The 17,101-nt window shown below is 48.4% G+C and carries 15 protein-coding genes and 2 pseudogenes; 9 read left to right on the top strand and 8 right to left on the bottom strand.

The window, feature by feature from the left end:
• Positions 1–53: 53 nt before the first annotated feature.
• The 7 genes from gpmA to modE all read right to left on the bottom strand — a co-directional run bounded on the left by gpmA (position 54) and on the right by modE (position 7,846).
• A complete protein-coding gene (gene gpmA / locus M979_RS10815; protein WP_034458731.1) occupies positions 54–806 on the bottom strand; it encodes a 2,3-diphosphoglycerate-dependent phosphoglycerate mutase in 753 nt (250 codons plus the stop codon).
• A gap of 209 nt (positions 807–1,015) precedes the next feature.
• Positions 1,016–2,056: a galactose-1-epimerase gene (gene galM, locus M979_RS10810; RefSeq protein WP_064554945.1), complete on the bottom strand. Its 1,041-nt coding sequence runs from the start codon at positions 2,054–2,056 to the stop codon at positions 1,016–1,018.
• A complete protein-coding gene (galK, locus tag M979_RS10805; RefSeq protein ID WP_034458727.1) occupies positions 2,050–3,198 on the bottom strand; it encodes a galactokinase in 1,149 nt (382 codons plus the stop codon). The genes galM and galK overlap by 7 nt, the downstream gene beginning before the upstream one ends.
• Before the next feature lie 2 nt (positions 3,199–3,200).
• Entirely contained in the window at positions 3,201–4,247 is a 1,047-nt protein-coding gene (gene galT, locus M979_RS10800) for a galactose-1-phosphate uridylyltransferase (RefSeq protein ID WP_064554944.1), read from the bottom strand.
• 9 nt (positions 4,248–4,256) lie between these two features.
• Positions 4,257–5,273, bottom strand: coding sequence for a UDP-glucose 4-epimerase GalE (gene galE / locus M979_RS10795; RefSeq protein WP_064554943.1), 1,017 nt, complete (start codon positions 5,271–5,273; stop codon positions 4,257–4,259).
• A gap of 235 nt (positions 5,274–5,508) precedes the next feature.
• Positions 5,509–6,978, bottom strand: coding sequence for a molybdate ABC transporter ATP-binding protein ModF (gene modF / locus M979_RS10790; RefSeq protein ID WP_064554942.1), 1,470 nt, complete (start codon positions 6,976–6,978; stop codon positions 5,509–5,511).
• A 76-nt stretch (positions 6,979–7,054) separates the two neighbouring features.
• Positions 7,055–7,846, bottom strand: coding sequence for a molybdenum-dependent transcriptional regulator (gene modE, locus M979_RS10785; protein WP_064554941.1), 792 nt, complete (start codon positions 7,844–7,846; stop codon positions 7,055–7,057).
• 128 nt (positions 7,847–7,974) lie between these two features.
• Between modE and M979_RS10780 the strand changes: the two genes are divergently transcribed.
• Entirely contained in the window at positions 7,975–8,124 is a 150-nt protein-coding gene (locus M979_RS10780; protein WP_034458718.1) for an AcrZ family multidrug efflux pump-associated protein, read from the top strand.
• A gap of 61 nt (positions 8,125–8,185) precedes the next feature.
• Here the strand turns inward: M979_RS10780 and M979_RS10775 are convergent, their stop codons facing one another.
• Positions 8,186–9,466 carry a DUF445 domain-containing protein gene (locus tag M979_RS10775; protein WP_064554940.1) on the bottom strand — a complete coding sequence of 427 codons (1,281 nt, stop codon included), beginning with the start codon at positions 9,464–9,466 and terminating at the stop codon, positions 8,186–8,188.
• Positions 9,467–9,707: 241 nt separating this feature from the next.
• On the opposite strand from M979_RS10775, the gene umuD reads away from it, so the two are divergent.
• The 8 genes and pseudogenes from umuD to M979_RS10735 all read left to right on the top strand — a co-directional run.
• Complete coding sequence (gene umuD / locus M979_RS10770) at positions 9,708–10,064, top strand: translesion error-prone DNA polymerase V autoproteolytic subunit (protein WP_122974016.1); 357 nt, start codon at positions 9,708–9,710, stop codon at positions 10,062–10,064.
• A 2-nt stretch (positions 10,065–10,066) separates the two neighbouring features.
• Positions 10,067–10,294, top strand: a pseudogene (locus M979_RS10765) (Y-family DNA polymerase); the annotation flags it as partial.
• A gap of 83 nt (positions 10,295–10,377) precedes the next feature.
• Positions 10,378–11,352 carry a tyrosine-type recombinase/integrase gene (locus M979_RS10760; RefSeq protein ID WP_064554938.1) on the top strand — a complete coding sequence of 325 codons (975 nt, stop codon included), beginning with the start codon at positions 10,378–10,380 and terminating at the stop codon, positions 11,350–11,352.
• Positions 11,353–11,370: 18 nt separating this feature from the next.
• Positions 11,371–13,503 (top strand): tyrosine-type recombinase/integrase, encoded by a 2,133-nt coding sequence (locus M979_RS10755; protein WP_064554937.1) that lies wholly within the window; start codon positions 11,371–11,373, stop codon positions 13,501–13,503.
• 138 nt (positions 13,504–13,641) lie between these two features.
• Positions 13,642–14,685 carry a nucleotidyltransferase domain-containing protein gene (locus tag M979_RS10750; RefSeq protein WP_064554936.1) on the top strand — a complete coding sequence of 348 codons (1,044 nt, stop codon included), beginning with the start codon at positions 13,642–13,644 and terminating at the stop codon, positions 14,683–14,685.
• Positions 14,682–16,415 (top strand): ThiF family adenylyltransferase, encoded by a 1,734-nt coding sequence (locus tag M979_RS10745; protein WP_064554935.1) that lies wholly within the window; start codon positions 14,682–14,684, stop codon positions 16,413–16,415. Before M979_RS10750 ends, M979_RS10745 begins: the two co-directional genes overlap by 4 nt.
• Positions 16,408–16,878 (top strand): Mov34/MPN/PAD-1 family protein, encoded by a 471-nt coding sequence (locus M979_RS10740; protein WP_064554934.1) that lies wholly within the window; start codon positions 16,408–16,410, stop codon positions 16,876–16,878. The genes M979_RS10745 and M979_RS10740 overlap by 8 nt, the downstream gene beginning before the upstream one ends.
• Positions 16,879–16,887: 9 nt before the next feature.
• Positions 16,888–17,101: pseudogene (locus M979_RS10735) on the top strand (SAVED domain-containing protein); the annotation flags it as partial.

Here is a 17,101-nt window from a genome sequence, read left to right as displayed (position 1 = left end):
AATCACAATAAAAAAGGCGTGGTTTTCACCACGCCTTTTTCACATCTAACGAATTACTTCGCTTTACCCTGGTTGGCTACCGCTGCGGCTTTTGCTGCGATTTCATCAGCATTACCCAGATAGTAGCGTTTCAGTGGTTTGAAATTCTCATCGAACTCATATACCAGTGGCACGCCAGTTGGGATATTCAGCTCAAGAATTTCATCTTCGCTCAGGTTATCAAGGAATTTAACCAATGCGCGCAGGGAGTTACCGTGAGCGGCAACAATTACACGCTCGCCGCTTTTCATGCGTGGCAGAATGGTTTCGTTCCAGTAAGGAATAACGCGATCGATAGTCAGTGCCAGGCTTTCCGTTACTGGTAGTTCTTTATCGGTCAGGCTTGCATAACGTGGGTCATGGCCTGGGAAGCGTTCGTCATCACGCGTCAGTTCTGGAGGCGTGATCGCAAATCCACGGCGCCATTGCTTAACTTGCTCATCACCGTATTTCTCAGCAGTTTCCGCTTTGTTCAGACCCTGAAGCGCACCATAGTGGCGCTCATTTAGCTTCCAGGATTTCTCAACTGGCAGCCATGCCTGATCCAGTTCATCGAGGATATTCCACAGTGTATGGATGGCACGTTTCAGCACTGAAGTATAAGCAAAGTCGAAGGAGTAGCCTTCATCTTTCAGCAGCTTGCCTGCCGCTTTCGCTTCAGTTTTACCTTTCTCAGACAGATCAACGTCATACCAACCGGTGAAGCGGTTTTCATTGTTCCACTGGCTTTCACCGTGACGAACCAGAACCAGCTTAGTAACAGCCATAGTTTACTCCTTAATAAGCCTGCGATTAATGATAACGATTATCATTATATTGCCGCGAAGGGGCAAGCGGCAATGCTAAACGTTTAACATAGCGAAAAAGAGTGTGGAGTGTAAGGTGGATGTGAATGGTTGTTATATTTTTGTCGCTAAATGGCGGGAAATCCAGCGATCGGGATAAGAATCGCCCTCCATTGTGGAGGGCGAGAAGTTTAAAGCGCAATAAATTCGTATTCTGTAATGCTCAAATATTCATCATCTGGCTGTAACCAGCAATCGGGTTGCGGCCATTCAGGATGATTTGGGCTATCCGGCAGGAATTCACTTTCCAGTGCCAGGCCCTGGTAAGCACTGTAAGTGCCTTGTTCTCTTGCTGGTGTTCCGTCCAGGTAATTGCCGCTATAAAACTGCAGGGCAGGGGCCGTGGTGTAGACCGTCATTTGCAGTTTATTATCGCTCGACCAGACATGCACCGCAGCCTGGCTTGCATCACCTTGCGCCTGCAACAAGAAAGCGTGATCGTAGCCTTTTACCAACACCTGGTCGTTGTCACGCAGGAAATCATCGGCGATAGTTTTTGGCGTGCGGAAATCAAAACCTGTGTTCATAACATCGGCAATACCTGCTTGTGGAATACCGTTGCTGTCGACCGGTAAATAGCTATCTGCCAGCAGTTGAAGGCGATGTTGACGAATATCGTTTTGCTTACCATCAAGATTGAAATAAGCGTGATTAGTCAGGTTTACCGGGCATGGTTTACTGGTTTTGGCACGGAATTCGATGGTGATGCAGTTATCTTCGGTAAGCGCATAACGCGCCGTTGCGCGCAATTCGCCGGGGAATCCCTGGTCGCCGTCTTGAGAATCAAGTGTATATAGCACCTCATGCTCATTCTGGCGCACAATCCGCCAGCGGCGTTTATCAAAACCATCAGGCCCACCATGCAACTGATGAGCCCCCTGATTTGCTGTCACCTTAACAGTGACACCATCGCGCTCAAACTGGCTGTTCGCAATGCGGTTGGCATAACGGCCAACTGTTGCGCCCAGATAAGCTGCCTGATTGAGGTAATCTTCAGGTGTTTCGCAACCAAGCAGTGTTTCACGCACGGTTCCATCTTTCATTGGCACACGGCATGACAACAGGGTTGCGCCCCAGTCCATTACAGTGACCACCAGCCCTGTGCTATTGCGCAGGGTGGAGATGCGGAAGGGTTGCCCGTCGGGTGCGAGCTGTGGAGTCTCTTTTAGCATTGGCCAGCACCCTCTGAAGGTTTGCACACATAGAAGGTTTCTTTGATACCGGTTTTCGCTTCGTACTGTTTTTCGACAGCCTGTTTAACCGCAGGTACCAAATCTTCCGGAATCAGCGCCACGATACAGCCACCGAAGCCGCCGCCGGTCATACGCACACCGCCTTTGTCGCCGATAGTCGCTTTGACGATTTCAACTAAAGTATCAATCTGCGGCACGGTAATTTCGAAATCATCGCGCATAGAAGCGTGAGATTCAGCCATCAGCACGCCCATACGTTTTAGATCACCTTTTGCCAGCGCATCAGCGGCCTCTACGGTACGGATGTTTTCAGTCAGGACGTGGCGTACGCGTTTCGCAACAATCGGGTCAAGCTCATGAGCGACTTCATTAAACTTGGAAAGCTCAACATCGCGTAGTGCTTTCTGCGTAAAGAAACGCGCACCGGTTTCGCATTGCTCGCGGCGTGTATTGTATTCACTGCCTACCAGAGTACGTTTGAAGTTACTGTTGATAATAACGACAGCAACGCCTTTGGGCATCGACACCGCTTTAGTGCCGAGCGTGCGGCAATCAATCAGCAACGCGTGATCTTTTTTGCCTAACGCTGAAATTAGCTGATCCATGATGCCGCAGTTACAGCCGACAAATTGATTTTCAGCTTCCTGGCCATTTAAGGCAATTTGCGAGCCATCAAGCGACAGGTGATAAAGCTTCTGGAACACAGTACCTACCGCGACCTCCAGAGAAGCGGAAGAACTCAAGCCCGCGCCCTGTGGCACGTTACCGCTGATCACTAGATCGGCACCGCCAAAGTTTTTATCGCGCTTTTGTAAATGCTTAACGACACCGCGAACATAGTTGGACCACTGCTGTGTGTCGTGGCTCAGAATGGGTTTATCCAACGAAAATTCATCCGTTTGGTTATCGTAATCTGCAGCAATCACGCGTACCAGACGGTCATCACGTTTCGCGCAACTGATCACCGTCTGGTAATCAATAGCGCAAGGCAGCACAAAACCGTCGTTATAATCAGTGTGTTCGCCAATCAGGTTAACCCGGCCTGGAGCCTGAATTGTATGGGTCGCCGGATAACCAAATTGTTCGGCGAAGAGGTGTTGGGTTTTATCTTTCAGACTCATTTTTATTCTCCGGATTGGCGAAAGTGAATATCGGATACGGCACGCAAGCGTTCTGCGGCTTGCTCTGCGGTTAAATCACGTTGGGTTTCAGCCAGCATTTCATAGCCGACCATAAATTTACGCACTGTTGCGCTACGCAGCAGCGGCGGATAGAAGTGAGCATGCAACTGCCAGTGGCCATTTTCCTCACCATTAAACGGTGCGCCGTGCCAGCCCATGGAATAGGGGAATGAGCACTGGAAAAGGTTGTCGTAACGGCTGGTCAGTTTTTTTAGCGCCAACGCCAAATCGCTGCTTTGCCCGGCGCTAAGATCGGTGATGCGTAGAATATGTGTTTTTGGCAGTAGCAACGTTTCGAACGGCCACGCCGCCCAGTACGGCACCACGGCAATCCAGTGTTCGGTTTCTACCACCGTACGGCTACCGTCTTTAAGCTCACGCTGTGCATAATCGACCAACATCGGCGAGCCATTTTTGGCAAAGTATTCGCGCTGTAGCACATCTTCACGCGCCACTTCGTTTGGCAGGAAGCTGTTTGCCCAAACCTGGCCGTGCGGATGGGGGTTGGAGCAGCCCATAGCAGCGCCTTTGTTTTCAAAAACCTGTACCCACGGATAGGTTTTACCCAAATCGGCAGTCTGTTCTTGCCAGGTTTTGACCACTTCTTCCAGTGCTGGCACGGAAAGTTGCGGTAGCGTTTTGCTGTGATCTGGGGAGAAGCAGATAACCCGGCTGGTACCGCGAGCGCTTTCACAACGTAAAAGTGGATCGCTGTTTTCAGGTGCATCTGGGGTGTCTGTCATCAATGCAGCAAAGTCGTTAGTAAAAACAAAGGTACCGGTATATTGCGGATTTTTATCACCAGTGACGCGCGTATTTCCAGGACACAGGAAACAATCCGGATCGTGCGTCGGTAATGTTTCCTTTGATGGTGTTTCCTGGGCTCCCTGCCAAGGGCGCTTAGCCCGATGTGGAGAGACCAGAATCCATTGTCCGGTTAGTGGGTTAAAACGGCGATGTGGATGATCCACCGGGTTAAACTGCTCCATCACATTTCCTTAGTCTGGATAACCTTGAGGATGGCGAGACTGCCAGCGCCAGGTATCATCTGCCATTTCTTGCAGAGTACGGCTGACACGCCAGTTAAGTTCGTTGTCGGCTTTGGTTGCATCAGCCCAGTAAGCGGGAAGATCACCATCACGACGCGGGGCAAAGTGGTAATTCACCGGCTTTCCGCAAGCGGTACTGAAAGCGTTGATAACGTCCAGCACGCTGCTACCGATACCTGCACCGAGGTTATAGATATGCACGCCAGGCTTGCCTTGTAGGGTTTGCATTGCTGCAACATGGCCATCGGCAAGATCCATAACGTGAATGTAGTCGCGCACGCCAGTACCGTCTTCGGTTGGGTAATCGTTACCAAAGACTGCCAGTGAATCACGACGTCCTACTGCAACCTGCGCAATGTACGGCATCAGATTGTTTGGAATACCTTGCGGGTCTTCACCCATATCGCCTGACGGATGTGCACCGACCGGGTTGAAGTAACGCAGCAATGCCACGCTCCAGTTCGGCTGGGCTTTTTGCAAATCAGCCAGAATCTGTTCAACCATTAACTTGCTGCGGCCATATGGGCTTGCAGGTGTGCCGGTTGGGAAGCTTTCTACGTAAGGGATTTGTGGCTGGTCGCCATAAACTGTGGCAGATGAGCTGAAGATGAAGTTGGTGACATTAGCCGCGCGCATGGCAGAAATCAGGCGCAAGGTGCCGGTAACGTTGTTGTCGTAATATTCCAGCGGCTTGTTAACCGATTCGCCAACGGCTTTGAGCCCGGCAAAATGAATTACGGCATCAATTTGGTGATCGTGGAAAATTTCTGCCAGCAATGCTTCATCACGGATATCGCCGTCAATGAACAGAGGGTGTTTGCCGCCAAGACGTTCAATTACTGGCAGCACACTACGTTTGCTATTACACAAATTGTCCAGAATGACGACATCATGACCATTTTGCAGCAGTTGCACGCAGGTATGACTGCCAATGTAACCGCTACCACCTGTTACCAATACTCTCATTTTGCTCTCCATTACGCGTATGGTATGTATTAAACATAGCATAACAGAGATGGCAAAAGTGTGACATGGGATAAATTAGTGGAATCGTTTACACTGATATTTCAACAGCGCTCTGTAGTAGCAAAAATGATTATAAAACAAATGGTAGCTATGAGCAGGCTGCGGGTTGTCTGAAAGTAGGGTGGCTAAACGAAAACGCCGCCACCCCGACGAAAAGGGCTTTATCGTTCAGGGGCTATAAATCTTCAAACTCGTAACGATAAGCATCGCCATCGGCAACGAAAGTCAGCCGCTTAGTAATGCATTCAGGCGCGTCTTCGGCATGGTGAGAGACAAATAGCAGTTGCGTTTCCCCTTCACCAATCAATATATCAATGAAGCGGCGTACTAACTGACGGTTCAATGGGTCGAGCCCTTGTAGAGGTTCATCCAGAATCAATAACGTTGGGTGTTTAACCAACGCACGGGCAATCAACGCGAGACGTTGCTGGCCCCATGACAGACTGTGGAATGGCGCATCAGCGATAGCGTTATCCATGCCGAGCATGTTCAGCCACTCGCGGGCAAGTTTCTGCTGGCGGTCCGAAACAGCCTGATAAATGCCAATTGAATCAAAATAGCCCGACAGCACAACGTTGCGCACCGTGGTGCTGACGCGGTAGTCCAGATGCAAATTGCTGCTGACATAACCGATGTGCTTTTTGATATCCCAGATGGTTTCACCGCTACCACGGCGGCGGCCAAACAGCGTCAAATCATTACTGTAACCCTGCGGATGATCGCCCGTTATCAGACTCAATAATGTCGATTTACCCGCTCCGTTCGGGCCGACGATTTGCCAGTGTTCGCCTGGGTTTACCGTCCAGGAAAGCTTATGCAGGATCGGCCTGTCGTTATATTCCACAACGCCGTCGCGCAGAATAATCCGTGGCTGATCTTCCGGCAGTGTGTAGCGCGCGCTCGGATCGTCCGCTTCGGGCAGCGCAACGCCCGCCAGTTTTTCACTGTGCGCGAGTTGGGCAATCAGCGCCTGTTCAAGGAGTTTTTGTTTTTCGCCGACTTCAATCAGTGCGCAATCGGCCAGCACGCCAGCGTGCTGCACAAAATCAGGGATTTCATCGAAGCGGTTAAGCACCAGTACAACGGTATAACCTTGCGTGCTCAGTTCGCCCAATAATCCGGCCAACTGTTCGCGGGATTTCACGTCCAGCCCGTCAAACGGTTCATCAAAAATCAGCAAATCTGGCTGCGGCATCAGCGCCTGGCAGAGCAAGGTTTTGCGTGTTTCACCCGTCGACAGGTATTTAAAGCGGCGAGTCAGTAATGGGGTAATGCCAAAAAGCTGCGCAAGTTTCTGGCAGCGGTTTTCATCTTTGACTTCATCCTGAATAATTTCCGCCGTCGTGCGGCCTGTATCGTCTTCGTCAGGGCTCAACAGGTCAGTGTTATTGCGCTGCCATTCATCGCTGACTAATTTTTGCAGTTGTTCAAAGGAAAGATGAGCAATGCGCGAAAATGAACTCTCGCGTTTGCCTTTCTGCACGGGAAGGGAGCCTGCAAGTGCGCGGGCGAGGGCTGATTTCCCACTGCCGTTGGCACCCACAAACGCCCAGCTTTCACCGGCGCGAATGGTTAAGTCATTGAGGGCCAGAGTTCGGGTGTCGCTAAGGTAAAAGATCCCTTGCGAAATTTGCAACGTCGACATAGTTCATCCCATTTTTTGCAGTCATTAAACTCAGATTTACGGATTGCCTGTCTTGTTGTCAATTCGCCAGTTTTATTTAGCACAGAGTGGCGATAATCACGCGATCGGCATTAAAAAATGCTATGACTTCAGCACCTTCTACCAGTTGCTGGGTTTCCACTACATTATTTGGAACGGTAGCACAAAGCGTTTGTCCATCAGGTAATTGCACCAGAACTTCGCTTTGTTCCGCACCTTGCTGAATATTGCTGACAATGCCGGTGAGTTGGTTTTCTGCGCCACTTGCACGTTTTGCATCGGTGGTGATTTCTACCCACGGTGCTTTAATCAGCACTAGGACTTCTTTGCCTTCGCTCAAACCCAGGCGTTCTGCGCTTTGACGGGTAATTGCTGCTTGTAAGCGCGTCGAACCATCAGCCAGCAATATATCAACATGTTGCTGAACTTTTTCACTGTCACGGTGCAGCACGGTGCCAAAAAGCTGATTACGGGCGCTGGTTTGCAATGAAAATCGTGAGATTGCCGCGAGTAGACTATCGAGCGGCAGCGCGTCATCACGCAGTACATCAAAAGCTTTTTGTTGGATTTGCGCCAGCAGTTCATACAGTTGGATAAGACGTTCGCCATAGCGTGTCAGTATCGCGCCTCCGCCACCTTTACCGCCTGTTGCTCGTTCAACTAATGTCTCGTCGCTTAACTGATTCATCTCGTTGATAGCATCCCAGGCACTTTTGTAGCTGATGCCCGCAAGCTTTGCACCCTGGCTAATTGAGCCGGTATATTGTATTTGTTTAAGTAGCGCGATACGACGTGGATCGGCGAACAGCCGCTGCTGGAGTTTCAGCGTCAGTAAAATTTCAGCTTGCATAACCTCTCCGCAATAATGAAAACGCCATTTTCCTCTATTGCGCGGGGTTGGGCAAATCGCACAAAAGGAGAGTGCGTTTTTCTGTCAGCTCGTTAGAATAACCGCTCTCACTTTTGTTGGAGGCATCCATGTTAGAGTTATTGAAAAGCTTGGTGTTTGCCGTGGTCATGGTGCCAATCGTTATGGCGGTGATTCTCGGTCTTATCTATGGATTGGGTGAAGTCTTTAACGTCTTCTCAAAAGTCGGTCATCGCGACCAACCGAAACAAAACCATTGATTTTCTAACGCCCGCTGATGCGGGCGTTTTCTTTATACTCTATACAACTCAGTTAAGTTCATTAGAAGTTCAGTAACGGCAGCACCGTCGGTATTTGCGACAGCAGGTAAAGCACCAGCCCGATTGCCCCCCCAACCAACGTGCCGTTAATACGGATAAACTGTAAGTCTTTACCAATATTCAATTCGATTTGCCGCGACATATCCTGCGCATCCCAACTTTTGACCGTATCGCTAATATGGCGAGTCAGGAACGTAGCAAACTCAGGAGCAACCTTTTGTACTGCCTGCTCCAGATGCTCGTTTAATGAAGCGCGTAACGCGCTGTCAGCAACCAACGTTTCCCCAAGCCACTGTCCAGCCTCAGCAATTCGCTGTTTCACTCGCGAGTCCTCAGCATTAACATCAACCTTCAGCCATTGCCGTAAATCGCCCCAAAGTTCGCCCAAATAGCGGTTAAACGCCTCATCCTCTTTCAAATAACTCTTAATGTTGTCTGCTTTTTCCGCCATCTGCGGCGAGTGTTTAAGATTCTCAATGAGCTTTAATGTGGCGCGATCGAATGCCTGGCGGATCTGGTGGCCTTGATCGTGACTAACATCATCGAGAAATGAGTTCACCGCATTGGAAACCAGCTCTGCACTGTGCTCCCCGAGCCATTCTGTTGGTAACAATTTAGCTTTACGCGGGTGCTCCGTTTCTAGCCAGCGCACAATCTGGTGGGCAATAAACGCCCGCGTACTGTCACGTTTAATCAGTGCCAGCATTTGAGCAATCACAGCATCAAGCAGTTCCTGATGGCGGTTATTTTTGGTCAGGCTTTCCAGCAACAGAGCACTTGAATGCGTTAAATCGACTTTATCAATGGCCTTATGCACCGCCTGGCGAATCAAGCGCTGGATACGCGCATCGTCTGTTAAGTCCAAAAATGCGCTCATCACTTGCAGCAGATGCTGACCAACGCGCTGTGCATTGTCGGGCTTGCTAAACCACTGGCCAATCATATGCGCCGGTTCGTGTCGGCGAATCAGCGTTATTAGTGATTGAGTATCAAGAAATTTTTCCTGCACAAAGACACCCAGGTTTTCACCAATGCGGTCTTTGTTGCGCGGAATAATCGCCGTATGACGGGAAATAAAGGGGATCGGCACGCGATGAAACAATGCGGTAACGGCAAACCAGTCAGCGAGTGCACCGACCATAGCGGCTTCAGCAATCGCTTTTAAGCCGCTAACCCAGAATCCCGGTGGCAAAAAGAGGGTTATCACAAAAGTCACAGCCGCAATCAGCAGCAAGGAAAGCGCAAGGCGCTTGGTGCGTTTCAATTCAGTCATTTTCTCCATCAACTAAGCATAGAACGGTGAGGGCTGAAGCGGTAGGGCAAATGTGGGTTGCGATTCATCTTGCTCTGTTTCGGCTAATTAAATTCTCCACCTCTTCAAATCGTTATAAGAATCTGCCTGCAAGTGACTTGATCGGCTCGTTCATTTAACGATACTGTATATATATACAGTAAGCTGTTTGTATGGGATTCAGAATGTCGCAAACGTTTTTTATTTTTTATCAATCAACGACGTATGGAGAATGACTATGGCAGCCTTTCCATCACCTGCACAGGACTATGCTGAAAAGGGCATCGATCTTCATGAGTTACTGGTTAAGCGTCCTGCTGCTACATACTTCGTGCGCGCATCTGACGATTCGATGAAAGAGGGCGGTATCGGCAATGGTGACCTGCTGGTAATCGACAGTGCAAGAACTGCGGTGCATAACAACATTGTCATTGCGGCGATTAATGGCGAATTTGTCGTCAGACAACTACAGCTCAGGCCTGTGATTCAATTGACTCCGCTTAATCGTTCTTTCCAGCCCATTCGTCTCGGTGAAGAAGCGCTGGAGATATTTGGTGTTGTGACTTACGCCATTAAACAGATGAGTTAATGATGTTTGCCCTGGTCGATGTAAATAGCTTCTATGCCAGCTGTGAAACGGTTTTTCGACCCGACCTGAAAGGGAAACCGGTGGTGGTGTTAAGTAACAATGATGGGGGCGTGGTGGCCTGCAACGCTGAGGCTAAAAACTGTGGTGTACAAATGGGTGGTCCCTATTTCAAACAGAAGGAACTCTTTCATCACTATGGTGTTACTGCTTTTAGTAGCAACTACGAGCTGTAGTAAGTTAAGTGGAATGCAACATCTGATCGAGCCGTTTAAACTAAACTGCACCTGTTTCTCTGTCAAAAGAGGTAAACATAATGGTCAGCAATCCACTTTTCAGTGCCAGTATGCATCTTGTTGAACAATGGCTCGGACTACTGACTGACCTGGGCCGGGCTGAAGCAACGATTAAAGCCTACCGAGGGGCACTGACACATTACTTACGCTACTGCGAAGCGAAATCAATTCCTCCCACATCAGCCCATTTTGAGGATTTTTCCGGTTATATTCGCCCCCAATTACCTGGAATGGCGCATCCGGTATCCAGTTCCACACTCCAGTTGCGTATCTCTGCTATCCGGCTCTGGTACGATTATCTTTATTACCAGGAACTCTGTGAAACCAGCCCGGTTCCCCGGGCGATGTTGCCTGGCCCGGTTTTCAGCGGGCGTGGGCTGGTGCCGCGTATCACCCGCCTTCCCCGTATTCCTGATGATCATGGCTGGTTTACCCTACTGCAACAGGCTGCCACCGCAACGTTACGCGACCGTCTGATGCTGACTCTGGCCTACTATGGCGCATTAAGACGAGCTGAGGTGACGGCACTTCGAGTTGATGATCTCGATCTAGGTCTTCGATTGATCCGTATTCGTGCCGAGACAACCAAGAATCATCGCGAACGTATTGTCTGTTACAGCCCGGCGGTAGTACCTGTACTTGCTGCCCATTTGCAACAGTTACGGAAAAGTGGTTTATCTGGTGGTCCATTATTTCGTTCAGTATCAGACCGGAATCACGGTATGCCATTGAGCATCTGGGCCTGGAGTAAAATCGTCCGCAGTTGGGGCCTTAAATCCGGACTGCCTTATTTCTCCACTCATACTTTCCGTCACCTGCGCCTGACTCATCTGGCGCGGGCGGGATGGTCATTACATGAACTTGCAGCGTATGCCGGACATCGGGATCCCAGAACTACTCAGATTTATTTGCACCTGTCCGGGACAGAACTCGCTGCCAGGATGGCTGGTGCGGTTGCAGATCTGGATCTGAAAATAGCCGGAATTGTATTTTGATGGTGTGAGGAGATTACTATGAAACCGGACACTTTGACCGGGATTGTCTGGCATCCCTTTGATCGAACAATATACAACCTCAAGATATTTTTCTCTGAGGAAGAGCGGGCGGCTATCAGTACACAGCAACGCCGCTATGCCTTTATAAACCAGATACCCGTTCCACCACTGTTACAACCATTTTTTGATATTGCCCAAAACGCCGGCATCAGCCAGGAGCTGACTAAACTCACCCTTCAGGCAGTACTGACCGAAATGGCTCTCAGAGATCAACCTTGCAACTGCTGGGGCGAAGAGATCTGGCAAGGGTTGTATCAGAATTGGCGTATTAGTGGTCCACTTTTATCTGCTTGGGCTTTTCATCTTGCCGATGTTCCTTTTCCGCTGTACAGCAAGCGATTCCGACAACCTGCACATTATGCCAAAGCTGCATTTGGACGAGATTTTTTTCAGCAGGAACTGAACCGCTTGTCGGAGGTGCTTGTGGCTCTCGGGTACTCCCGTCATACACAGGAGATGTTTCTCTCGGCGGTTCTGGGGATGTTGATGCTGGAAAATGGTGATCCTCGTCTGGAAAGTTTTACCGAAGAACTGCTCAAACGGGGCCAGCAGTATCGTACAGAAGGGATCGCCAGAGCTGTAGGTAAGGTATCTCACGGGCTGGCAGCCATGGGGATTCTGGCCCGTCCATTGCGCATGCGGGGTTATATCGGCTGGAAAGAAAAGAGGACTGACGGAATTGCCTCAGAATGGGTTGAATGGTGTCATCGGTGGCGGGAAACTTCCGTGCTGCGCCCCAAGACTCGCGAAACAACTTACAGCTTTATTTTGCGTATCGGTTTGTGGCTTGCCAGAGACTGTCCTGATATCCGCGAGCCTGCTGACTGGAACATTAGTACCTGCGCCAGTTTCATCGCCGCGCTGGGAAGAATGAATGTTGATGAGCTTTCCCTGGAGCCTGAGGAAACGAGGCGTGTATCCGCCCGGTCCGGGCAGCCACTGATGAGTAATTCCAGGGCATCTTTTTTGTATGCTCTTCGGCGCTTTTTTGTTGACTATGAACTCTGGGGATGGGGACGACTGAAGCTAAACCCATACCGTCACCTGGCAACACCCGATACACCATCATTTATCCGTGGAGTTAACCCCAGAGTTATTGACGACCCGGTGTGGTTGAAGCTGATCTGGGCCAGCCTGAATTTACGAACGGAGGATATGCTGACCGAGATCCATTATCCGTTTGCCATGCACCAGGCTATGGCGGTTATCTGGACTCATGCAGGGTTAAGACAGAATGAAATATTACGATTGAGTGTAGGCTGTGTGCACGAACAGACAGATGATATTGTTCACGACGACGGTAGCATTATTCCGGCCGGAACCCTTTGTTACCTGGATGTACCGGCAGGAAAAACGTCAAAGGCATTTGTCAAACCAGTTGCCAGTGTCGTGAAAAAGTATGTAGATTTGTGGTTACAGGAACGCCCGACAGAACAAGCGCCCCTGACTGATGAACGTACTGCTGAAAGGGTCAATTATTTATTTCAGTACAGGGGAAAGAGGATCGGAAACTCAATACTGAATAATACCATCATTCCCGTTTTATGCGCCCGGGCAGGCGTCCCTTGCGACGACAGCCGGGGGCGGATCACCAGTCATCGCGGTAGAGCCTCAGCCGTTACCGCACTGGCCAGTGTGCCACAGGGGATGACTCTGCATGAGCTGATGGAATGGTCCGGACATAGCTGCCCACGCTCGACCCTGCACTACATCCGCATTCGCCCAACACGGCTGGCGGCTTCTTTTGTGAAAGCGGACAAAATTTCCCATATGATCAGCGTGCTGATCGATCATGACAGTCAGGCCCTAACGTCATCAGGGCCTGCTCTATACTATGATTTAGGTGATTTGTATTGCACCAATCCGTTTTGGAGCAGTTGCCCGCACAGAATGGCCTGTATTGGCTGTGATTTTAGCTTGCCGAAAAGCAGTTCCCAGGCGCAAGCTCTTGAAAGTAAGGCCTCCATACGCCGGTATCTTGAGGAAGTCCCACTCACGCCAGATGAGAAAGCAATTGCTGAAGGTGATATTGATAAGCTGACAGCATTCATAAAAAAAATGGCTAGTCAGCCACCTCCTCAAAAAGACTAAACCTTACAGGCTTACTACCTTAACAAAGCTAATTTTTATTGATGTAAATCAGAATTGGATTGAATTCTCACTCGTTCACTTGAAATTAAGCGAAGCGGCTCCATTTGTTGTTTAGTTCACAACAAATGCGGGGTCAATATGAGTCTTCAAAATAAATTTAAGAGTTTTCACGATGCTATCAAGTTAGGAAGGAAGGACCTGGAGTACACGACGGCCCGCCTCAAGGACGATAGTATTACTGCAGATATCGTTGAACGGTTCAAGGAGGATGGGTATCCGGTTATTGAGGACTTCATTCAAGGGTCTTTGGCTACTTTCACGGGGATCCGTGAAAAAGGGCAGGATTTCGATATTGACCGTGCAATAGTAATTGAAGCGGATCTCGCTCCAGAAAACCCGATAACACCCAAGCTCGCTGTTCTTGAAGTGCTGGAAGGTCGGGGCTTTAAAAATGCTAAGGTCAAAAAACCTTGTGTGACTGCTGATTACAAGGCTGATGACCTTCATATCGATATCCCAATTTACCGCAAGTACGATAACGGCCAGTACGAATTGGCCGTTGGCAAGAGACATTCAGATGAGGATAATCGTGAGTGGGCCAGAGCCGCGCCACGTGAACTTATTGACTGGGTGAATAATTATGACGCTAATGAAGCTTATGGCTCGAATAAGCATGAGCAGTTCCGGCGTATTGTCAGATACCTCAAGCGCTGGAGAAATTTTACATTTGGCGATGATGTACGTCGTAAAGTCTACTCAATTGGCATCGCGGTCATGGTTAAGGAGTCCTTCAACTCCTCCATCAACGATGAAGGCTTTCCTGATGACCTCACTGCACTGAGAAAGACAATCAACCACATTCTTAACTATCGTAGCTATTTCACTCTGGTTAATGTGGATAAATACAGTGTTAATGTTGTGCTTCCAGTGAGCCCTTACAGAGATATTTTTCATAGCAGCAGTATCGTCACAGGAACCCAGTTTCGCAATAAGCTGAGCGCACTGTTGAAAACCTTGGATAAGGTTGCTGATGAAGAGCAAGAGTCCAAACAGTGTGAGTTGCTACGAAGTGCATTCGGTGAAGATTTTCCTGAGTGTGCTGCAACATCATCTGCATCGTCAACTGCTGTTAAAACTGTTTTTGCATCAGCTGGAGTAGTGGGGACATCGCAAGGCGCATGAATTATTCATTCATTCTGGCTCACTTGAACAAATGCGGATACAAGGTATCCGCAATTCCATCAAAGACGGCAGAGGTTGGATTCTTAGCCGTCGAACTGGAGATAAACGGTATGCCAGTTACTCTTTGGCATATCGCTGTTCCTGAACTCTCCAAAATGCCCAGCTTTCTCCTGGTCGATCCATCAACATTGCCCAGACTTGCGCACACTGCATTCTATCCTGAAAGTAAATTTGCAAGTATTTGTGTGAATGTACCTGACGCAGTATCCGTGAATTTTGAGTGCCCTGAGCTAGCCTTCGAAGAATCGCTCAAACGACATGTCTCTTTGTTAAGCCGGGCTTTAATCGATAGTGAATGGAATACAAAGGAATTACTTCGGGAATTTGAAGCTGGCTGGTTGAATATCGTTGAGCCGGACACAACCCCCTTTCTCTGTTTAACTGAAAGCGAAACACCAGAAGAGTTGTGCGTTCTTAAGCCGCGAAAAGGCAGCGTAGGTCTGGAAAAATATCATTTAGGTTATGCTGAGGGGGCAGTCCCAGAGAATGTTTTTTCACCTATCAATCAGCTTCTTAAAGATCGCCAAGCCGCAAAAGGTAACGGATTCGTTATACCGTTGAGCGTGGCAAAACCGGCACCATGGAAAAAAGATGAACTTACTGACTGGTATCTCGACCTGCTGTCAGACCTACCGACGAATGTTCAAATAAAATTAACTCAAAAATTTGCTCAAAAGCGTTCACATGAGTTTTGGTTAGTCTTTAATGCCCAAACCCCCTCTGGAGTCACATGGTTTGGAATCCATTTTTCCCAAAAGAACTCTGGCAAAGGTCGAAAAACGTTGCCTTTCAAGCATTCACATCTGACCGAATGGACGCTTGAACCCGTCATCGTATTAACTTTTAATAAAGAAAGAATTATGCCAAGGAGTGGAGCGGAACAATCCCTTACTAGCAAAAAAGTTATGCTTGTTGGATGTGGTTCCGTAGGAGGAGATGTTGCAGATAAACTCGCAGCCTCTGGCGTTGGCCATATAGATTTATATGATCCAGAGACCCTTTCACTGAATAATCTTTATCGCCACATTTTGCCCCCTCAGTATGTTTCATTCCATAAACCGAGTGCATTGTGGCACAGTCTCACCAGCAAGTACCCATGGCTCGAGATTGGAAGTTACACTGGTAAGCTACTTGATTTGAGGCGTCGTGACTTACTAATGAAGTATGATCTCATCATCGTAGCGATAGGAGCACCGACCCAAGAAAGATTGTTTCATGATTATTTGATTAAAGAAAAAATTAATGTCCCGGTTATTAATACATGGGTTGAAGGGTATGGAATAGGCGGGCACGCCGTTATGGCGATCCCAGGAACAAAAGGTTGCTTACGGTGTGCATATGTTGACCCAGCTGATTTTTCAAGAGGACTGGCTTCTAACTTGAATTTTTTAGCTCCAAATCAAGATTTGACTAAAAACCATGCTGGATGTGGCGATGCATTCCTACCTTATTCATACATAGCCTCAACTCAAACTGCTCTCATTACCGCTGATCTCGGAGTGAAATATCTTCTTGATAAGATTAGAGAATCATCCAGAGTGAGCTGGAAAGGGAGTTCTGGGGATGCGATAGCAAATGGATTCAAATTAAGCGGGAGGTATCATGCATTCACCCGTATATTAGAAGTGCTACCCTTGTTTAATGAAGAGTGTGATATCTGCAATGGATAATGTTGATGCGCTAATTGTCGATACCGAACATTTTAGTCTCCACATTTCAATCAAAGTGAGGGATATCTGGCAGGGGTTTCGACAGTTCAAGCCAATGGATCCTGAGGCATTTGGAGTGCTCGTTGGCAACAAAGAACTTGAGATTGAGCGTTACGGTTTAGTCGAAATCACAGTACCACAGAAAGAAGATCGATGTTCAAGAATGAGTTTTACTCTCAGAGATCCCGAACATCAGCGTATTGTCGATCGTTTGTATAAGGATTCTGAAGGTCAATTGATTTACTTTGGCACGTGGCATACACATCCTGAAAAAAATCCCCACGCCTCATACACCGATATAAGGGACTGGAAACAATGTAGGTTACGAAATCCTGTACAGAGGCTTTTTTTTATAATAATTGGAACAGAAAAAAATGCGCTTTACTATTTTGAAAATGAAAATATTTTGCGACAGGAATTCTGAGGGGTTGAAATGAACAACGCAACGCTCATGTATCTGATAAAAATGATTTTCAGGCCCAAAGATCAATTATCCCGACTGACGTTTGGGTTGCTTAAAGTTGGAATGGCGGGATTAGTTGGAGGGTGGGGAGTTAATCTTGTTTTCTCAGAAGAATTCCTTAAGAAAAATGTTAATATCATCGATGGATTAACGTTTACTTATCAAAAGTGCTCTGATCTTGCTC

This window comes from Buttiauxella noackiae ATCC 51607, assembly GCF_001654865.1.
Taxonomy (GTDB): Bacteria; Pseudomonadota; Gammaproteobacteria; order Enterobacterales; family Enterobacteriaceae; genus Buttiauxella; species Buttiauxella noackiae.
Note: the sequence above shows the minus strand (reverse complement) of the source record. Positions and strands in the feature narration are given on the sequence as shown.